Annotated in this window: 13 protein-coding genes; 7 read left to right on the forward strand and 6 right to left on the reverse strand. The window is 54.7% G+C overall.

All coding sequences use genetic code 11. The features are described 5' to 3' along the window. Window positions 1-34: 34 nt before the first annotated feature. The 3 genes from RHK62_RS00910 to RHK62_RS00920 all read left to right on the forward strand — a co-directional run bounded on the left by RHK62_RS00910 (window position 35) and on the right by RHK62_RS00920 (window position 3,518). The gene (locus tag RHK62_RS00910) at window positions 35-1,486 is read left to right on the forward strand and encodes a cytochrome ubiquinol oxidase subunit I (RefSeq protein WP_310453123.1); all 1,452 of its coding nucleotides are present in this window, start codon (window positions 35-37) and stop codon (window positions 1,484-1,486) included. 11 nt (window positions 1,487-1,497) lie between these two features. After that, complete coding sequence (gene cydB / locus RHK62_RS00915) at window positions 1,498-2,511, forward strand: cytochrome d ubiquinol oxidase subunit II (protein ID WP_206200665.1); 1,014 nt, start codon at window positions 1,498-1,500, stop codon at window positions 2,509-2,511. A 176-nt stretch (window positions 2,512-2,687) separates the two neighbouring features. Next, window positions 2,688-3,518, forward strand: a complete 831-nt coding sequence (locus RHK62_RS00920) for a Tab2/Atab2 family RNA-binding protein (RefSeq protein WP_310453124.1) — start codon at window positions 2,688-2,690, stop codon at window positions 3,516-3,518. A 1-nt stretch (window position 3,519) separates the two neighbouring features. Here RHK62_RS00920 and RHK62_RS00925 read toward each other — a convergent pair whose 3' ends face one another. The 4 genes from RHK62_RS00925 to RHK62_RS00940 all read right to left on the reverse strand — a co-directional run bounded on the left by RHK62_RS00925 (window position 3,520) and on the right by RHK62_RS00940 (window position 8,439). Continuing rightward, on the reverse strand, window positions 3,520-5,010 hold the full coding sequence (locus tag RHK62_RS00925) for a hypothetical protein (RefSeq protein ID WP_310453125.1): 1,491 nt from the start codon (window positions 5,008-5,010) through the stop codon (window positions 3,520-3,522). 9 nt (window positions 5,011-5,019) lie between these two features. Next, window positions 5,020-6,066: a PstS family phosphate ABC transporter substrate-binding protein gene (locus RHK62_RS00930; RefSeq protein ID WP_302678611.1), complete on the reverse strand. Its 1,047-nt coding sequence runs from the start codon at window positions 6,064-6,066 to the stop codon at window positions 5,020-5,022. 80 nt (window positions 6,067-6,146) lie between these two features. Then, window positions 6,147-7,511, reverse strand: coding sequence for a glycosyltransferase family 2 protein (locus tag RHK62_RS00935; RefSeq protein ID WP_310453126.1), 1,365 nt, complete (start codon window positions 7,509-7,511; stop codon window positions 6,147-6,149). Beyond that, complete coding sequence (locus RHK62_RS00940; protein WP_206200669.1) at window positions 7,432-8,439, reverse strand: radical SAM protein; 1,008 nt, start codon at window positions 8,437-8,439, stop codon at window positions 7,432-7,434. Before RHK62_RS00940 ends, RHK62_RS00935 begins: the two co-directional genes overlap by 80 nt. 344 nt (window positions 8,440-8,783) lie before the next feature. On the opposite strand from RHK62_RS00940, the gene RHK62_RS00945 reads away from it, so the two are divergent. The 4 genes from RHK62_RS00945 to RHK62_RS00960 all read left to right on the forward strand — a co-directional run bounded on the left by RHK62_RS00945 (window position 8,784) and on the right by RHK62_RS00960 (window position 13,699). Next, the gene (locus RHK62_RS00945; RefSeq protein WP_255521475.1) at window positions 8,784-8,939 is read left to right on the forward strand and encodes a Mo-dependent nitrogenase C-terminal domain-containing protein; all 156 of its coding nucleotides are present in this window, start codon (window positions 8,784-8,786) and stop codon (window positions 8,937-8,939) included. After that, window positions 8,903-9,007 (forward strand): Mo-dependent nitrogenase C-terminal domain-containing protein, encoded by a 105-nt coding sequence (locus RHK62_RS00950; RefSeq protein WP_255521522.1) that lies wholly within the window; start codon window positions 8,903-8,905, stop codon window positions 9,005-9,007. The genes RHK62_RS00945 and RHK62_RS00950 overlap by 37 nt, the downstream gene beginning before the upstream one ends. Window positions 9,008-9,073: 66 nt before the next feature. After that, entirely contained in the window at window positions 9,074-11,863 is a 2,790-nt protein-coding gene (gene secA, locus RHK62_RS00955) for a preprotein translocase subunit SecA (RefSeq protein WP_310453127.1), read from the forward strand. Window positions 11,864-11,965: 102 nt separating this feature from the next. Next, window positions 11,966-13,699, forward strand: a complete 1,734-nt coding sequence (locus RHK62_RS00960) for a phosphodiester glycosidase family protein (RefSeq protein ID WP_310453128.1) — start codon at window positions 11,966-11,968, stop codon at window positions 13,697-13,699. On the opposite strand, the gene RHK62_RS00965 is transcribed toward RHK62_RS00960, so the two are convergent. Both RHK62_RS00965 and RHK62_RS00970 read right to left on the reverse strand, forming a co-directional pair. Then, the gene (locus RHK62_RS00965; RefSeq protein ID WP_206200672.1) at window positions 13,696-14,850 is read right to left on the reverse strand and encodes a M23 family metallopeptidase; all 1,155 of its coding nucleotides are present in this window, start codon (window positions 14,848-14,850) and stop codon (window positions 13,696-13,698) included. The two genes, RHK62_RS00960 and RHK62_RS00965, sit on opposite strands and share 4 nt — an antisense overlap. A gap of 45 nt (window positions 14,851-14,895) precedes the next feature. Next, a complete protein-coding gene (locus tag RHK62_RS00970; RefSeq protein WP_310453129.1) occupies window positions 14,896-16,221 on the reverse strand; it encodes a cobyrinate a,c-diamide synthase in 1,326 nt (441 codons plus the stop codon). Window positions 16,222-16,370 lie beyond the last annotated feature (149 nt).

Here is a 16,370-nt window from a genome sequence, read left to right on the forward strand (position 1 = left end):
AAAAGTAAGGCAGATCAACCCCTAGGGTGGCGTTATGACCTTGGCTAGTCTCGATACCATTGTTCTCTCCCGTTGGCAATTTGCCCTCACGGCCATTTTCCATATGCTCTGGCCGGTCTTGACGACGGGCATGAGTATTTACCTCGTGGTCATTGAGGGGCTATGGCTGAAAACCAAGAACCTGACCTACTATCACCATGCTCGCTTTTGGTCAAAGCTGTACATCCTCAACTTTGGTATTGGCGTGGCTTCGGGGTTGCCCATGGCCTTTCAATTTGGCCTCAACTGGGCACCCTTCTCGGAAGCAGTGGGGGATTTCTTCGGCACTGTCTTGGGGTTTGAGGGCACCATGGCCTTCATGCTGGAAGCCAGCTTCTTGGGCATTATGATTTTTGGCTGGCAACGGGTACCGCCAGTGATGCACTGGATTTCGACCATCTGTGTCGCCTTTGGTGCGAACCTCTCCACCTTCTGGATTCTCTCGGCCAACTCATGGCTCCAGACACCAGCGGGGGGCGTCTTTGTCGAGGGTAAGTTCCGCGTTCAAGACTACTTCCAAGCCATTGCCAACCCCTTCATGGTCAAGAGTTTTTTCCACATGTTCTTTGCCACCCTAGAAACCTCGCTGTTTGTTATTGGCGGCATTAGTGCTTGGTATCTACTGCAAAATCGCCTGCCCAATTTCTTCACGAAATCCCTGAAGGTGGTGTTGGTGATGGCCTTGGTGATTGCACCGCTACAGGTGTTTGTTGGCCACCTCAGTGCTGAGCAGGTCTATCATTACCAACCCGCCAAATTAGCCGCCATGGAAGCCCTGTGGGAAACGATACCCGCAGGCACCCCTGCCGATTGGAGTGTGATTGCCTTACCCAATGAGGCCGCCCAAGCAAATACCTTGGAACTGAAAATTCCCGGCCTGCTGAGCTACCTACTGGAGTTGAAACCGCAGTTAGACACACCGATCTTGGGCTTGAAGGAGTGGAACGCTAGCGATCGCCCCCATTTGATTGGCCTGATTTACTATTCTTTTCGCCTGATGGTGGCCATTGGTCTGTACCTCGCGGCTCTCGCGATCGTCACCGTTTTTGTCTGGTGGCGCACAGGCCTCGAGGGCGATCGCCTACGCAATTACCAGTGGCTCTGGTGGGGCTGGATCTTTGCAGGACCCTTGGGATACCTTGCCGTCGAAGCCGGTTGGATTGTCCGCTGTGTCGGCCGTCAACCGTGGATTGTCTATGGCCAGTTGCGGACGGCAGAAGCGGCCTCCAATTTACCGCCCCAAGTGGTGCTCTTTTCCCTTAGTGGCTTGGTTGCCCTGTACACCATTTTCTTCTTTGCTGCCCTCTTCTTTGGCAGTCGCATCATCCAAAAAGGCCCCAATGTTGCCTTGCCGGTGCCGGGGCTGCACAATGCTGAACAACTGGAAATCCGCATCAAACTAGCAGAGCACCAACCGGATCGCCGTCCCCTAGAAACTCAACAATAAGGGAGTACACCATGGAACCGAATCCCCTTGCACCCTTGGAGCACTTTTTGCCGCAGGTATGGTTTTTTATCCTAGGGTTGTTTCTCTTTCTCTACATTCTCCTAGATGGGTTTGACTTAGGCATTGGCATTCTTTCTCTCACCAGCAGTAACGAACGGCGCCGCAATATCCTCATGACCAGCCTTGGCAATGTTTGGGATGCCAATGAAACATGGCTGGTGCTGATGGGGGGGTCGCTGTTTGGTGCTTTTCCCTTGGCCTATGCCACCATCCTCAATGCCCTTTACCTACCCGCAGTGATTATGGTGGTGGGGCTAATTTTGCGGGCAGTGTCCTTTGAGTTTCGCGAGAATGCCAATAATAAACGGGTGTGGAACCTTGCCTTTGGCATTGGCAGTTTTTTGGCTGCCTTGGGGCAGGGCTTTGCGGTGGGCACTGTTTTTGAGGGCATCAAAGTAGATGCTGCGGGTCACTTTGCTGGAGGCATGTGGGATTGGTTGACGTGGCACTCGGTGTTAGTGGCACTGACGCTGATTCAGGGCTATGTGCTGATTGGGTCAACCTATCTGATTTACAAAACCACGGGTGAGTTGCAGCAAACCCACTACCGCACGGCCACGATTGCAGCTTGGACAACGTTTATCGGTGCTGTGTTGATTACCATTAGCGCCCCCATTTTCCATGAGCACCTGCGTGCCCAACTGTTTCAGCCACCGCTGTTCTACATTTTTGCCGCCATTCCCATTTTGGGTATCTTGCTGATTTTTCTATTGCTGCGTAGTTTACAAAAACGGGAAGAAGTCATGCCCTTAGTGTGGACGTTTTTACTGTTTCTCCTGTCATTTATTGGCTTGGGCTTTGTCATTTTTCCGAACATCATTCCCCCCAGCGTCACCATTTACGAAGCGGCCGCCTCTCCTAGCGCCCAAGTCTTTATGCTGATTTTCGTCGCTTTCTTAATTCCAATTATGCTGGCCTACAATCTCTACAATTACTTAGTGTTTCGTGGCAAAGTTGTGGCCTAGGTATTGAAAAAATTCAGGCCTAAAACACCCTAGCAGAGGAGGCAAAACAAGGCACAATAGCAACAGATAGCCTTTTTCTCTCGCTTGAGGACGCATCAGCAGAATTAGCGGCAAGCTTAGCGGCTTTCAATGGTTGTGAAAAGGCTGTTAACTTCCTTTGCTGCTCATTTCCGTCCATGTCCTGTTGGCAAGTTGACCTTTACCGTCGGCCGTTGCGTACCCCCAGTGGTCTTGATCTGTGGGAACTCGTGATTTGTGACCCTGAGGAAAATTTTTACTACACGGCTTTTTGCCCAGAACCCCTCGTGAGCAGTTCATGGCTGGCTACAGAATTCCAAAATTGTGGTCAGCCTTTACCTGAGCGAGTACAGGTCTTTCGTCCCCAGAGTTTAGGCCTCGTGGAAGTGGCTTGCCAAGAACTCAACCTTCCCCTCGAAGCCACCCGCCGCACCCCGGCTCTGAAGCACTACCTGTGCCAACGCACTCAGGAATACCAAAGCCTGAAAACCTACACCGGTGAAGCCTACGATCCCTTGGCCATTGAGCAGCCGCCGCCATTGCCCCTGCCCGATGATATTTGGGGAGATTCTTGGCAGTTTGCAGCAATTACTCCCCCCGACTTGGCACAACTGATGCAATATCCGCTGCGGATTCTGGCCTTTGAGATGGCAATGTTGCCAGAGTCTTTGGGGCTGGCTCCCGATACGTTGATTCCGGGAATTATTCTCTATGGCGGTCGCAAGTCCCTGAAGCTAGCGCGGTGGTTCCAAGAGCAACTGCCCTATCGTTTGGAGTTTGTGCCGGGGCAACCCTGTGGGGTGGTGTTGCACAGCGGCTTGCGCGATCGCTGGGTCTTTTTGACGTTTGAAGATACTGACATTGCTCGGGCAGGGGAAGTGTTTCGCGATCGCCTGCGCTCCACTCAGGGTCTGCACTTTCTCCTCATTCAACCGACTCCCAATGACACCACCTACACGGCTCTCTGGCTGCTCCAACCTCTTGAATAGCCTAAGGTTTGAGCCGTCCCTGTTCTAAGCTTTCCTGCAGGGCACGGGTTTCATCCAAAACCGTTTCAATGCCTTCAAGGTGGGTCTGGCGCACAAAATTAATTTTGATTTCCTCTAGCCACATCACCAACAGATCTTGAATCACCTTGCCCACCTGTTCCTCTTGGAGTTCGGCAGTCAGGGTTTGGCCAAATTTTTGCGCCAGTTGACTCACCAGTAATGCGCCTTCGCGGGGTGGATTGCCTTGGTGTTTGCTCGCTTGCTCCAATAGCAGAAAGAGGCGATCGCTAATCTCCTTGGCAAGGGATTGGTGCCAGTGGCGCGGTAAGGCCTCAAGGGATGGAATTTCCAATAACCGCCGATAGGGGGGCGCTTGCCGTAGGACTTGATCGACACTGTAGGCCACTAAGCCTTCCACTTCTGGTCGCAGTTGGGGGATCACGCGGTAAATGACTACCTGCACAACTAAGGCTGCCAGTTCCCCCAGTTCATCAATGTCATTGAGCGTCTTGCTCCCTTGGCCGCCAGAGACACGCGGTAGCCAGCGACTCAATTGGCCGCGACGGATTGCTTTTTGCAGTTGGGTGAGGACTTGCAGGACAACCACTTCCGAAATATCGGTGGCGATCGCTGCCACAACCCCCTGCGACGCCTGCCGCTCAAGGGTATCAAGGCAGATAATCTCCGCTTGATCCAAGCGAATGGTCACTGGGATAATCCGCAGCCATGCCCACGTCGGTGCCAACCACCAAAAGGGAAAAAAGAGGAGCACATCATACCAGCGCCAAAACATGGCATCTCGCCAGTGATAAGCGCGATACTGGCGACTCAGCCAAAACGTCCGCCCCAAAAATTCAACAAAGAACAGGAGAGTGAAGGGAAGATCAATGGCATCAAAGCGGTCAATAAAATTTCCATCCTCACCGTAGCGGCGCCAATAGTTGGTAGCCATCAGGGGAATGATCTGCGCCTCAAACCAAGCAAGGCTGGTCTGCCAGTCCCGTTCATTGATGTACTCCGGACTCCAAAAGCGCTCAAAGGACTGTTTAGAGGAGGCATTGCGATCGCCAAAGACCCGCAACCGCATCAGGTTCTTGATTCGCTCAAGGGTGCCGGTTTTATTGGCAAGGGCAAAGGGGTCGGTGTCCACCATAGTTTTACTCTGCTCGCGCAACTGAGCTAGGAGTGCTTGCGTCGCCGCGGCATCCACCCCTTCAGTGGTAATCGTTTGCCGGAGTTGGTTGACCGTGTTGATGTACCGCTCCGTCGTCCGGTGGGGTTCGATTCCCTTAATGGGGTCATAAAGGGCAGTCATCGGCAAGGGCTGGGGCAGATAAATCACCCGCTGAATCAGGGGAATGCGGATCTTTCCCAAAAGCCAGAAGTCCCGTAGGGGAATATAGGTGAGATCAAAGAGCACCAACAGAAAATTGGCGCTGGCAATGGCCACCATGATCCGCTCATAGGTTCGATTCAATGGTTTATCAAACATCTGGCTCCCCTAGCGCAAGCGGACATAGCCGGCTTTTTCAATTGCGGCTTGACCCTGATCCGTTAATAACAGGTCTGCATAGGCACGACCGGCTTGGGCATCCGGGCTATTGTCATCCTTAGTAATGACAAACAGACGACGGGTGAGGGGGTAACTGCCCTCCTGAAAGGCGCGATAGTTCAGCGTATTCCGTCGCTGTGGACATTGAGACGGATCCACATAGGGCTCCTGATAGGGGGGAACATACTGATTGGGCTGCCGTCCCAAGGGCAAGGGTCGCACACTACACTGACCAACAATTTCCGGTGCCGAGGCATAGTAAATGCCGCCGGGGGTCGCCCCCACCCGCCGTAGGGCATCTGTGGTATCCCGCACCATCACCACCTTGGGACTGAATGGCTGGTTCCCCAAGACATCTTGGACGAAAAACTCTACCGTTCCGCCATCTTCCAGCCGCCGTGAAAAGGGAGTAATGGCTAGATTCGGACCGCCCACTTGGCTCCAGTTCGTGAGTTTTCCGGTATAAATATCAACCACTTGCTGTACCGTGAGGCCAGGAATCTGGAGGTTGGGATTGACAGCGATCGCGATGCCATCGATCGCCACCGGTAGTTCCAGCAATTTTATCCCTTGGCTCTGCGCCTGCTGCCGCTCCTGTGGATTGAGGGAGCGCGAGGACTGGGCAAAGGCAAGTTGATTATTGAGAACCATGCGAATGCCACTGCCCGAGCCTGGCGTGCCGGTGGGGGGGTTGGTGTAGCGCAGGCGAAAATTGGGCCAAGCTAACTGAATCAGGGGATCGACATCGCGGCGAATCGGTGCCCACGTCGTACTGCCCCCGTATTGAAACGTACCACTGGGAACATTGCTGACATCGCTGAAATTCGCAGCCGCCATCTCTGGCGTACTCTGGGGCACCCCCAAGTTTTCAGTCACCTGTTCAAGGGGATTTTGATTGCCCAGTAACCGAATCACGAGCACCGCCCCCACCCCCAATAGACCACAGGTGAGGACAAGAGACACCAGCAAAGGCAGCAGGTTGCTATTGCGAGACATGGCAAAACCAGTCAAAACTCTGACCCTAGCCTAGCTCAAGGTTGTCCCCACACTGATCTTTTTTTAGCCAATGTTTAGGTTTAGACGCCGTGGTGCAGGGTTTTTACCCACTTGAGACGCTTCGCCCGTACGGCCATACGCAGCGTCGTCGTACTCACCACTGGTAACCAATGGAGCATATAGAGGGTTCCCCGCAAACTTTGCCAAAAGAGTTGCCAGATGCTCACCGATTGTGCCTGCGGAATGCCCCGCAACATCCCCACCATCGAAATCGTAAAGCTCAGTGTCGTCAGGGGTACTAGCATCGGGCTGCGGTGACGCAGTAGAGCCATCAGCAGGTCGGGAATTGTGGCCGTGGGAATGGCGTATTTGATCAAAAACCAGCAGAGCACATCCCAACTTTTTTGCCAGCCAAGGCGATTGCGCAGCAGCGGTTGCCAGTAGTCCAAGTAGCTTTGATAGCCCCCTTCAGCCCAGCGGTTGCGTTGGTGCCACAGCGCCACGAGTGTGGTCACCCCCTCCTCCTGTACCGCTGGATTCATCAGCACGTCAATCTGCCAGCCATGGAGATGCAGCTTCAGACTGAGATCCAGATCGTCAGTAATGGTTTCTTCATTCCAGCCGCCACAGCGCTCTAGAGCTTGCCGCCGCACAAATTGGCCATTGCCCCGCAATTCCCCCATACCCCCGCAGGCGACCCGCTGCTGTTGATAGTAGGCATCGAGGATCATTTCTGCCGCTTGGCCTTGGGTCAGCAAATTGATATTGGCATTACTGATGGCTTTGCGCACTTGCACCGCGCCGACACTGGCCACCTGAAAGCGGTTGACCACCTGTTGCAATAAATCTTGAGGGACGGTGGCATCGGCATCAAAGACACCAATAATCTCCCCCCGCGTCAGGGGCAGGACTTGATTGAGGGCACCGGACTTACCCCCGCCCGCCCCCGGCAGCCGCCGCAGCACTTTGAGGTGAGGATATTGCTTTTGTAGTTCACTCAAAATATCGGGGGTGCGATCGCTACTGTTGTCATCAATAATCCACACCTCGTAGTGGGGATAATCCAAGCGGCAAAGGTTTTTGACGAGGCGACCAATCACCGCCTCTTCATTTTTGGCAGCCACCACCAAAGACACCATTGGATGCACACTTTCTGTGGCCTCTAATGCAGGTAGCGTTTGTGGCTTGGCTCGCCAGTAGCGCAGTGTTTGCAAGCTCATTAGCAGCGTTAGGGCATAGATCAGCCAAATGCCACCCACAATCAGATGCAGGGCGATCGTGCTCCCCCAAATCAGAGAAAGCGCTAGGAAAGCCTTGCGACGGCGACCCTCAGAACGCGGTTGTAATGGAGGACTCTCTGGGGCATCAACCCACTCCGACAGGAGTTCGTCGAGGGGATCGGCTTCGTTGTAGAAACTGTTTTCGGGCCAGGAATTCTCCGGCATAGGTCACCTGATTGAGAAACCAGTACTTATCCACTCCCTTAAAGAAGCTGGGAATGAGATAACACCACACTGTGCAGCCTTCGCAGACGGAGAGTCGGCCTTGGGAGCGGCGATACTCCTCTACCACCTCGGAGGACTTGTACAGCTCGTACAGGCGACCGTTGATGGGGACTCCCTTCTGCGCAAAGTGGTAGCAGGGTAGAAGCAACTCATCATTGGGGGAAATGGCAATCACCGCATCCACCGCCTTGCAACGGGGATTTTGGGTATTGTTTCCCCCCGCACGGATGAGGGCTAATGCTGCCTTATTGTAACCAACATTGTTATACTTCTTCGCATTTTGTTCAATGTGGTCGGCAATTTCAGGGGTGGGGTTCTTCTTGTCGTTGTAGTGTTCATGGGCGGTAAAAGCGGGATTCAACCAAACCCGTACCCCTAGACTTTGGGCAAATTCGGCCACCTCACCAATCCGTTCATAATTTTGAGCAGTGACGGTGTGATTCAGCACTGGATATTCACCAAGCTCAAGGGCAATTTTGACGGACTCCACCAACGTGTCAAAAATTTTCACGCCCCGCGACTGATCATGGGTGGCCGCATCAGGCCCATCGAGGGAGAAGTTCAAGAAATCCACCAAGCCCTGAATTTCCCTAGCACGGCGGGGATAGAGAATCGTGTTGGTCGTCATGCTGGTGATGAAACCCAGACGCTTGGCTTCACGGTAGATGGCTGGGGCATCGGCACGCAGCAGCGGTTCACCCCCCGTAAAGTCCACATATTTGACCCCCAAACGTTTCAAATCGCGGAGATTGGTTTGGATGGCGCTAAAATCAGCTTCTTTGCCCGGTTCCAGTGCCCAAATGTCGCAAAAGTGGCAGCGGGCGTTACAGCGGTAGGTCAGGTAGTAGTTAGCAACCAGTGGACGCATTGAGTCTCTTCCTTAACGAATTCAAGCAAGGCCAAAATGAATAAAGCAGTCAATGAGTTTATGCAAGCAATTGAAAAATTTCTAGACAAAACTTCATCAGAGTTTGAGTTGCTGAACAGTTTAGCACTCTGCTGAGCTGAGGAATGGAGATCTATCCCTGAAGCGGCTGCAAGTTTAGCAATGCTTATTATTGATAAATATTTTTTATATTAAAAGCGTATTGCTATTTGCCTAAATTATCTTTTACCGTGAGGGTATGCGCAATTGTGAGGATAGCCCCATGAATCAACGCCTTGCCCAACGCACGTCTACTTCATTTAACGACCAAAATCCGTCAGTGGCTAATGACTTATCCGATCACAACGCCAGCGATCGCCCACCGCATTTGCCGCCTTATTCCAGCCCAATCTCCCTTTGCCCGCACCCTCTGCTTCTTGGGTCGGCCAGTCATCACCATTCCCCTCTGTGTAAACTCAATCCCTTTTATGAAGAAGTCGTGATGCTGCGGTTTCGTGCCCTCACCGACCTCAGCAATGTCTGGCAAGAGGACATCAGCCAATACGTCTAGGCAGCGAGGAACTTGCAGTTGCTATACGATTAAAATGTATAGCTTTGTATCCATGGTGCCCGTCCCATGCTGAAAGCCCTCTTTGGCGATCCCAATCAGCGCAAGATTAAAAAGTATCAGCCCCTTGTGGTCGAAATTAACCTGCTGGAGGAACAAGTTCAGGCTCTCAGCGATAGTGAGCTACAGGCAAAAACGGCTGAGTTTCGGCAGCGACTCGACAATGGCGAGACCCTCGATGATTTACTGCCCGAGGCCTTTGCTGTGGTGCGCGAAGCCTCACGACGGGTACTGGGGATGCGCCACTTTGATGTCCAGCTCATCGGTGGCATGATTCTCCACGATGGCCAGATTGCCGAAATGAAAACGGGGGAAGGGAAAACCCTCGTGGCCACGCTGCCGGCCTACCTGAATGCCCTGACGGGGAAAGGGGTGCACATTGTTACAGTCAACGACTATCTGGCACGGCGGGATGCGGAATGGATGGGGCAGGTGCATCGCTTTCTGGGTCTGACGGTCGGGCTGATTCAGCAGCACATGGCTCCCCAAGAGCGGCAGAAAAGCTATGCCTGCGATATCACCTATGCCACCAACAGCGAAATTGGCTTTGACTACCTGCGGGACAATATGGCTACGTCCATGGCTGAGGTGGTGCAGCGTCCCTTCAACTACTGCATCATTGACGAGGTGGATTCGGTACTGATTGACGAAGCCCGCACGCCCCTGATTATTTCAGGTCAAGTGGAGCGTCCCACCGAGAAGTACCTCAAGGCGGCTGAAGTTGCCCGCCTCCTGAAAAAAGACGAGCACTACGAGGTGGATGAAAAGGCTCGTAATGTCCTCATGACCGATGAGGGGTTTATCGAAGCTGAAAAACTATTGGGGGTGAGCGATCTCTATGACCCCCAAGACCCTTGGGCACACTATATCTTTAATGCCATCAAGGCCAAGGAACTCTTCCAGCGGGATGTGAACTACATCGTCCGCAATGGTGAAGTGGTGATTGTCGATGAATTCACGGGACGAGTCATGGTGGGTCGCCGCTGGAGTGATGGCCTGCATCAGGCGATTGAAGCCAAGGAAGGCCTAGAGATTCAAAATGAGTCCCAAACCCTCGCCACAATTACCTACCAAAATCTCTTTTTGCTCTATCCCAAGTTGGCGGGGATGACGGGGACAGCCAAGACGGAAGAGGCGGAATTTGAGAAAATTTACAAGCTGGAAGTGACGGTAGTGCCCACCAATCGCCCCAGCCAGCGGCGGGACTTTCCCGATGTGGTCTATAAAACGGAGCGGGGTAAATGGCTGGCCGTGGCCTCTGAATGTGCCGAGGTTCACGCTACGGGTCGCCCAGTGCTCGTGGGTACCACCAGTGTTGAAAAGTCGGAGCTATTGTCCCAACTGCTGCGGGAGTTGGACATTCCCCATAACCTGCTGAATGCCAAACCTGAAAATGTGGAGCGAGAGTCGGAGATCATTGCCCAAGCCGGCCGCAAGGGCGCAGTGACGATCTCAACCAATATGGCAGGCCGCGGCACCGACATTATCTTGGGGGGGAATGCCGACTACATGGCACGCCTCAAGGTGCGGGAATACTTTATGCCTCGCATTGTCATGCCCCCCAGTGACGACCCGATGATGCTGTTGGGGCTGAAAATGGATCGTGGCGGTGGCCAAGGCTTTAGTCAGGCGGCGCAGAAAAACTGGAAAGCTTCACCGGGACTCTTCCCCTGCGAAATTAGTAAGGAGGCGGAAAAGCTGCTGCGCCATGCGGTGGATGTGGCAGTTAAGACCTATGGTGAGCGCAGTCTGCCGGAGTTGCAGGCGGAGGATATGCTGGCGATCGCCTCGGAGAAAGCACCGACCCAAGACCCTGTGATTCAAGCCCTGCGGGATGCCTTTAACCGTATCCGCGAAGAATATGAGGTGGTCACCAAGAAAGAACATGAAGAAGTGGTCGCCCTCGGTGGTTTGCACGTGATTGGGACAGAACGCCATGAATCGCGGCGGATTGACAACCAGTTGCGGGGACGGGCAGGACGCCAAGGTGACCCCGGATCCACGCGCTTTTTCCTGAGCTTGGAGGATAACCTACTGCGCATCTTTGGGGGCGATCGCGTCGCCAGTATCATGAATGCCCTGCGCGTTGACGAGGATATGCCCATTGAGTCGGGACTCCTTACCCGCAGCTTGGAAAATGCCCAGCGCAAGGTGGAAACCTACTACTATGACATCCGTAAGCAGGTCTTTGAATACGACGAGGTGATGAATAACCAGCGGCGTGCCATCTATGCTGAGCGGCGGCGGGTGCTGGAAGGGGAAGACCTCAAGGATCGGGTGCTGGAGTACGCCGAAAAAACCATGGACGACATCATTGCCGCCTATGTCAATCCCGATCTGCCGTCAGAGGAATGGGATTTAGAGGGCTTGGTGGCCAAGGTGCAGGAATTTGTCTATTTGCTGTCGGATCTGCGCCCTGAGCATCTTGCCCAACTGAGTGTACCGGAGATGCAGGCCTTTTTGCATGAGCAAGTGCGCACCGCCTACGAGCAAAAAGAGGCGGAAATTGAGCGCATTCAAAGGGGTCTGATGCGACAAGCGGAGCGGTTCTTTATCCTACAACAGATTGACCTGCTGTGGCGGGAGCACCTACAACAGATGGATGCCCTGCGGGAGTCGGTCGGCCTACGGGGCTATGGCCAAGAGGATCCCTTGGTGGAGTACAAGCGGGAGGGCTATGAACTGTTCTTGGACATGATGGTGATGATTCGCCGCAATGTCGTGTATTCTCTCTTCCAGTTCCAGCCCCAAGTGGCACCGCCCCCAGAGGAGGTGTCCTCGTCCTCAGATCAGGCCTAGCCGAGTTGCCCAAAATTGATCCTTGTTGCTCTGGAGCAATCTGTAGCGCTACGGGGTCAACTATACTGGCAGAGTTTCAGTGGGCAGGGTGTGGCGTTAAGCGTGTTGGCAAGATCGGCTTCTCGGGTTGTTGGCAGTGGGATTGCACTTGCGATCGCTAGCTCCAGCGCCAATATCGCATTACCTCAGGAAATTCAAGGCGATCGCCTGAACTTAAATGGCCGCGACTACCCCGTGGCTTGGCAGCAGTGGCGCGATAACCAAAATCAACTGCGCACAGGGATTAGCGATGGTGGCCTTGCCAATCGCTTCGGGGTTCTTCTTGGGGATACTACAGACCCGTTTCAGCAACCAGTGGCTTGGTTTCAGCCGCAATTTAGCCCCTTGGCGGTGCGCTTTAGCCCCAACGGCATGTATCGCTACTTGGACATTACACCGTGGATTGAGCAATATCAGTGGCAGGTGCAACCCCAAGGGAATACGCTCCAGATCAGTACCCCCCCGGCACGGATTCTCAGTTGGCGGCAGGGACGACAACCGTGGGGCGATCGCTGGGTCTTTGAATTAGACCGCCCCACCCCTTGGCAAGTGAATCGGCTCACCTTTAGCCGCACAGGTCTTACCCCTCGCGATCTCAGCCTGACGATTGAGGCGACGGGACAATTGGCCACGATTCCCAATGTCAAAATTACCGCTACCCCCAATCGCACAGTACTGGAAACACAAATTCCTGGCACGGCTCGCCCAGTGGCCTCAATGCTGCTCAATCCACCGCGTCTGGTGATTGATTTTCGCAGGGATGCGCCCCCCCCGCGTACGATTCAATGGGCACCGGGACTGCGCTGGCAACAGCAAACCGTGACCCTCGGCAATCACCAGTTTCCAGTAGATTTGCTGGTCATCAATCCGCAACAGCCGGGGCTGCGTCTGCGTCCCCTCGGCATGACCCCCACAACCTTGGTGGGCTTAGCAACGGTGCCCGAACTGGCTCAACGCTGGCAAGCCGCCGCCGCCATTAATGCTGGATTCTTTAATCGCGATCGCCAAGCTCCCTTGGGGGCCATTCGCAGTGAGGGCAACTGGCTCTCAGGCCCGATTCTCAATCGCGGTGCCATTGGCTGGGACGATCGCGGCCAGATGGTTGTCGGTCGCCTGAGTTTGCAGCAGCGGGTGAGGACGCCGGCCGGTACGGTGCCCATTGTCACGTTCAATTCTGGCTATGTCCAAGCCGGTCTTGCCCTCTATACCCCCAGTTGGGGCGCAAGCTACCAAGGGAAAACGGGCAGTGAAGTGGTGATTACGGTGCGCAATCAGCAGGTGGTGGGGCAGCAACCGATCCATAACAATCAAGCGATTCCTATTCCCGCAGATGGCTTTCTACTGGTGGCGCGTAACTTTAATTCCGCCTTGGCCAACTTCCCACCGGGAGCTTCCGTGCAACTGGAAACCACGGCTGTGCCCGCTGTGTTTAATAGCATTCCCAATATTGTTGGTGCAGGTCCCCTACTGGTGGATCAGGGGCGAGTGGTCTTGAATGCGGCACTGGAGCAATTTGGAGCAGGTTTAGATGCGCAGGCAGCCCCCCGCAGTGCCATGGGCAACCGCAGTGATGGCAGCATTGTCTGGGTCACCACCCACAACCGTATTGGGGGTATGGGGCCAACCCTCGCCGAATGGGCACAAATTGTGCGGCAGTTGGGCTTGATCAATGCCGTCAATCTGGATGGTGGCAGTTCCACGGCTCTCTACATTGGTGGGGTCTTGGTGGATCGCCATTCGGTGACAACAACGCGGGTCAATAATGCCATTGGGGTCTTTTGGCAGCCAACCCCCTAAAGATAGGCCAAGGGATCGCTGGGTTCGCCATTGAGGCGCACTTCAAAGTGGAGGTGGGGGCCTGTTGAGAGTCCCGTCGAGCCAACTTCAGCAATGGGCTGCCCCTGTTGCACGAATTCACCTTCTCGTACGAGCAATCGCTGGGCATGGGCATAGAGGGTCGTCATGCCGCCGCCATGATCCAAAATCACGGTTTGGCCGTAGCCCCCTGACCAACCGGCAAAGATCACGGTGCCCGCTTCAGCAGCAAAGATGAGGGTGCCAAAATCTGCCCCAAAATCCACCCCAGCATGAAATCGCCGTGTGCCTAAAATTGGGTGAATCCGCCAACCAAAGGGACTGGTCAGCGGTGCTTGAATGGGGTAGGCAAGACGACCACTGCGGGGAAGGGGTGGGGCGCCCCTAGGGACATAACCGAGGCGTTGGTTAATGAGCTGCTGAATGGCGGCACTATCACGGGCGAGTTGGGCTTCAATGGAGGCAAGGGCTTGGCGATCGCTCCGTAGGCGAGCAATGAGTTGCCGTTGGTTTGCAGCTTCGCGCTCATAGATGGCCTGTTGCTGTTGCAGTTGTTGGCGTAGGGCTTGAATGAAGCGCTGTTGCACTTGAATTTGTCGCTCCTGCTGCTGAAGTCGCTGGCGATCGCGAACCAAGGCGGCCAAGTGCTGGCGATCGCGCTCATAGACCTGACGCAGACGCCCCTGCTGCTCAAACCAATCGTTAAGGGTTTCCGCCTCAAAGACCATTGCCCACTGCGGAATCTCGCGGTAGCGTTGGAGCCGCCGCAGGCGATCGCTAATCACGGCCACACTGGCTTCGTAGCGCTGGCTGAGGGTTTGTTGCTGTTCCTTGAGGTCTTTGAGCAGTTTTTCCGCTGCTTGCAGGCGATCGCTGGCCGCCATTAATTGCTGCGTTGTTGTGTCCACATTGGTTTCCAAACTCTCAAGGCGATCGCTCGCCGCTGCCTCAAGGCGTTCGAGTTGTTGACGCTGCTGACCCACCGCCTGCTGGTGCTGCTGATGTTGTTGGATCACCCGCTGCCAATACGCCAAGTTTTGGGAGGGCGCCGTTGCCCAAGCCACTAAAGTGGCGCTGAGGGTCACAAGTACCCCAAGGCAAACGTAGAGGCTATAGCGGTATCGCATCGGCATTGAGCGCCCTCAAATACTGCAAACATTACGTTGCCGTGAGTGGCATTATCCAACCTTTGCTGCCTGCTGCAGAAAGCGAATCGCCCACTGTGGATGGCCGCCCCAATGGAGATGGAGATAACTGGCGTGGAGTTGAGAACTGCCCCAGCCCTCGGCTTGACCGTCCAATTGCCACAGCGGCGTTGGCGGCGGCACACTCAAACAGGAATAGTGAAATTCATGGCCTTGAACCGTCTCTCCTGCCCGCAGACACACCGTTGTTTGTAAAGCCGTGGCTTGGCGATAGCCGAGGGTGAGTTTTTTACCCATGCGGGCAACCGTCGGCAAGTATCCCACCAAAGGATAGTAGTGTCCCTCGCAGGTTTGGATGCCTTGGCTGAGGTACATGAGGCCACCACACTCGGCATAGAGAGCTAAGCCCCCTTCAATGGCCTGCCGCAGTGATTCAAGAAACGAGTGATTCGCCGCTAGCTCTGGGGCAAACACCTCTGGAAAGCCACCCCCCAAGATCAACCCCTGTAGACCGGTGGGCAAGGGGGCATCCCGCAGGGGTGAGACCGGAATTAACGTTGCCCCTAAAGCGTGGAGCAGATCAAGAGTGTCAGTGTAGTAAAACTGAAAGGCGGCATCTTGGGCAACGCCAAGGGTGACTGGGGTCAGGGGGGAAACGCTAAAAGGGGGGGCTGCGGGGGTGGGGGCTGGGGCAAGGAGTGGCGTGAGGCGCTCCCAGTCAAAACAGGTGTTTCCTAAATGGGCAAGGCGATCGCCGAGGTGCTGAAATTCCCCTGATTCGTGGGGCGGCACTAAGCCGAGGTGGCGACTGGGGAGTGCCAAGGCCTGATCGCGATAGATGATGCCGAGAATGGGCACCCCAAGGGGGGCAAGGGCAGCTTCTAACATTTGCCGATGGCGATCGCTGGCCACCCGATTCAAGACCACGCCGGCAATCTGGAGGGAGGGATTATAGTGGCAGAAGCCATAGACCAAGGCCGCCACGGAAGCCGCCTGTTTTTGCACATCCAAAACCAGTAGGATGGGAGCCTGCAAGAGTTGGGCAATGTGTGCCGTACTGCCCTCATGGCTGCCCCCTCGGCCATCAAATAGCCCCATCACTCCCTCAATGAGCACTGCATCCATCCCCTGACTGTAATAGCCCACACAGGCGCGGACATAGTCAGCACTGGTCAAGACCACGTCAAGGTTACGGCAAGGCCGGCCACTGATAGCACTGTGAAACAGGGGATCAATGTAGTCAGGACCCACCTTAAATGTTTGGACGCGCTGCCCCCGTGCCGTTAAGGCTGCATTCAAGGCCAAAGCAACCGTTGTTTTGCCGACACCACTGCGATCGCCCGCTATCACCAATGCCATCGTTAATCCCGTTCCCCAAGAAAAATCAATCTATGGCCACAATCCATCGCAATGCCTGCATTCCAAGGAGATTCCCTGCCCCAGCCGCCGTGAGAGCGCCCCCCACCCCTGTAAGATAGGAGACTAAGCGTGCAGTCAACAGTTGGGTC

Origin of the sequence: Thermosynechococcus sp. HY213 (genome assembly GCF_031460975.1) — a bacterium.
In the GTDB taxonomy this organism is placed as follows: domain Bacteria; phylum Cyanobacteriota; class Cyanobacteriia; order Thermosynechococcales; family Thermosynechococcaceae; genus Thermosynechococcus.

What these genes read in the sequence shown, in the direction of transcription:
- RHK62_RS00945 (WP_255521475.1), top strand. Translation starts at nt 8,784, where the DNA reads ATGACTTATCCGATCACAACGCCAGCGATCGCCCACCGCATTTGCCGC.
- RHK62_RS00910 (WP_310453123.1), top strand. Translation starts at nt 35, where the DNA reads ATGACCTTGGCTAGTCTCGATACCATTGTTCTCTCCCGTTGGCAATTT.
- RHK62_RS00970 (WP_310453129.1), bottom strand. Translation starts at nt 16,221, where the DNA reads ATGGCATTGGTGATAGCGGGCGATCGCAGTGGTGTCGGCAAAACAACG.
- RHK62_RS00965 (WP_206200672.1), bottom strand. Translation starts at nt 14,850, where the DNA reads ATGCCGATGCGATACCGCTATAGCCTCTACGTTTGCCTTGGGGTACTT.
- RHK62_RS00920 (WP_310453124.1), top strand. Translation starts at nt 2,688, where the DNA reads ATGTCCTGTTGGCAAGTTGACCTTTACCGTCGGCCGTTGCGTACCCCC.
- cydB (WP_206200665.1), top strand. Translation starts at nt 1,498, where the DNA reads ATGGAACCGAATCCCCTTGCACCCTTGGAGCACTTTTTGCCGCAGGTA.
- RHK62_RS00935 (WP_310453126.1), bottom strand. Translation starts at nt 7,511, where the DNA reads ATGCCGGAGAATTCCTGGCCCGAAAACAGTTTCTACAACGAAGCCGAT.
- RHK62_RS00930 (WP_302678611.1), bottom strand. Translation starts at nt 6,066, where the DNA reads ATGTCTCGCAATAGCAACCTGCTGCCTTTGCTGGTGTCTCTTGTCCTC.
- RHK62_RS00925 (WP_310453125.1), bottom strand. Translation starts at nt 5,010, where the DNA reads ATGTTTGATAAACCATTGAATCGAACCTATGAGCGGATCATGGTGGCC.
- secA (WP_310453127.1), top strand. Translation starts at nt 9,074, where the DNA reads ATGCTGAAAGCCCTCTTTGGCGATCCCAATCAGCGCAAGATTAAAAAG.
- RHK62_RS00940 (WP_206200669.1), bottom strand. Translation starts at nt 8,439, where the DNA reads ATGCGTCCACTGGTTGCTAACTACTACCTGACCTACCGCTGTAACGCC.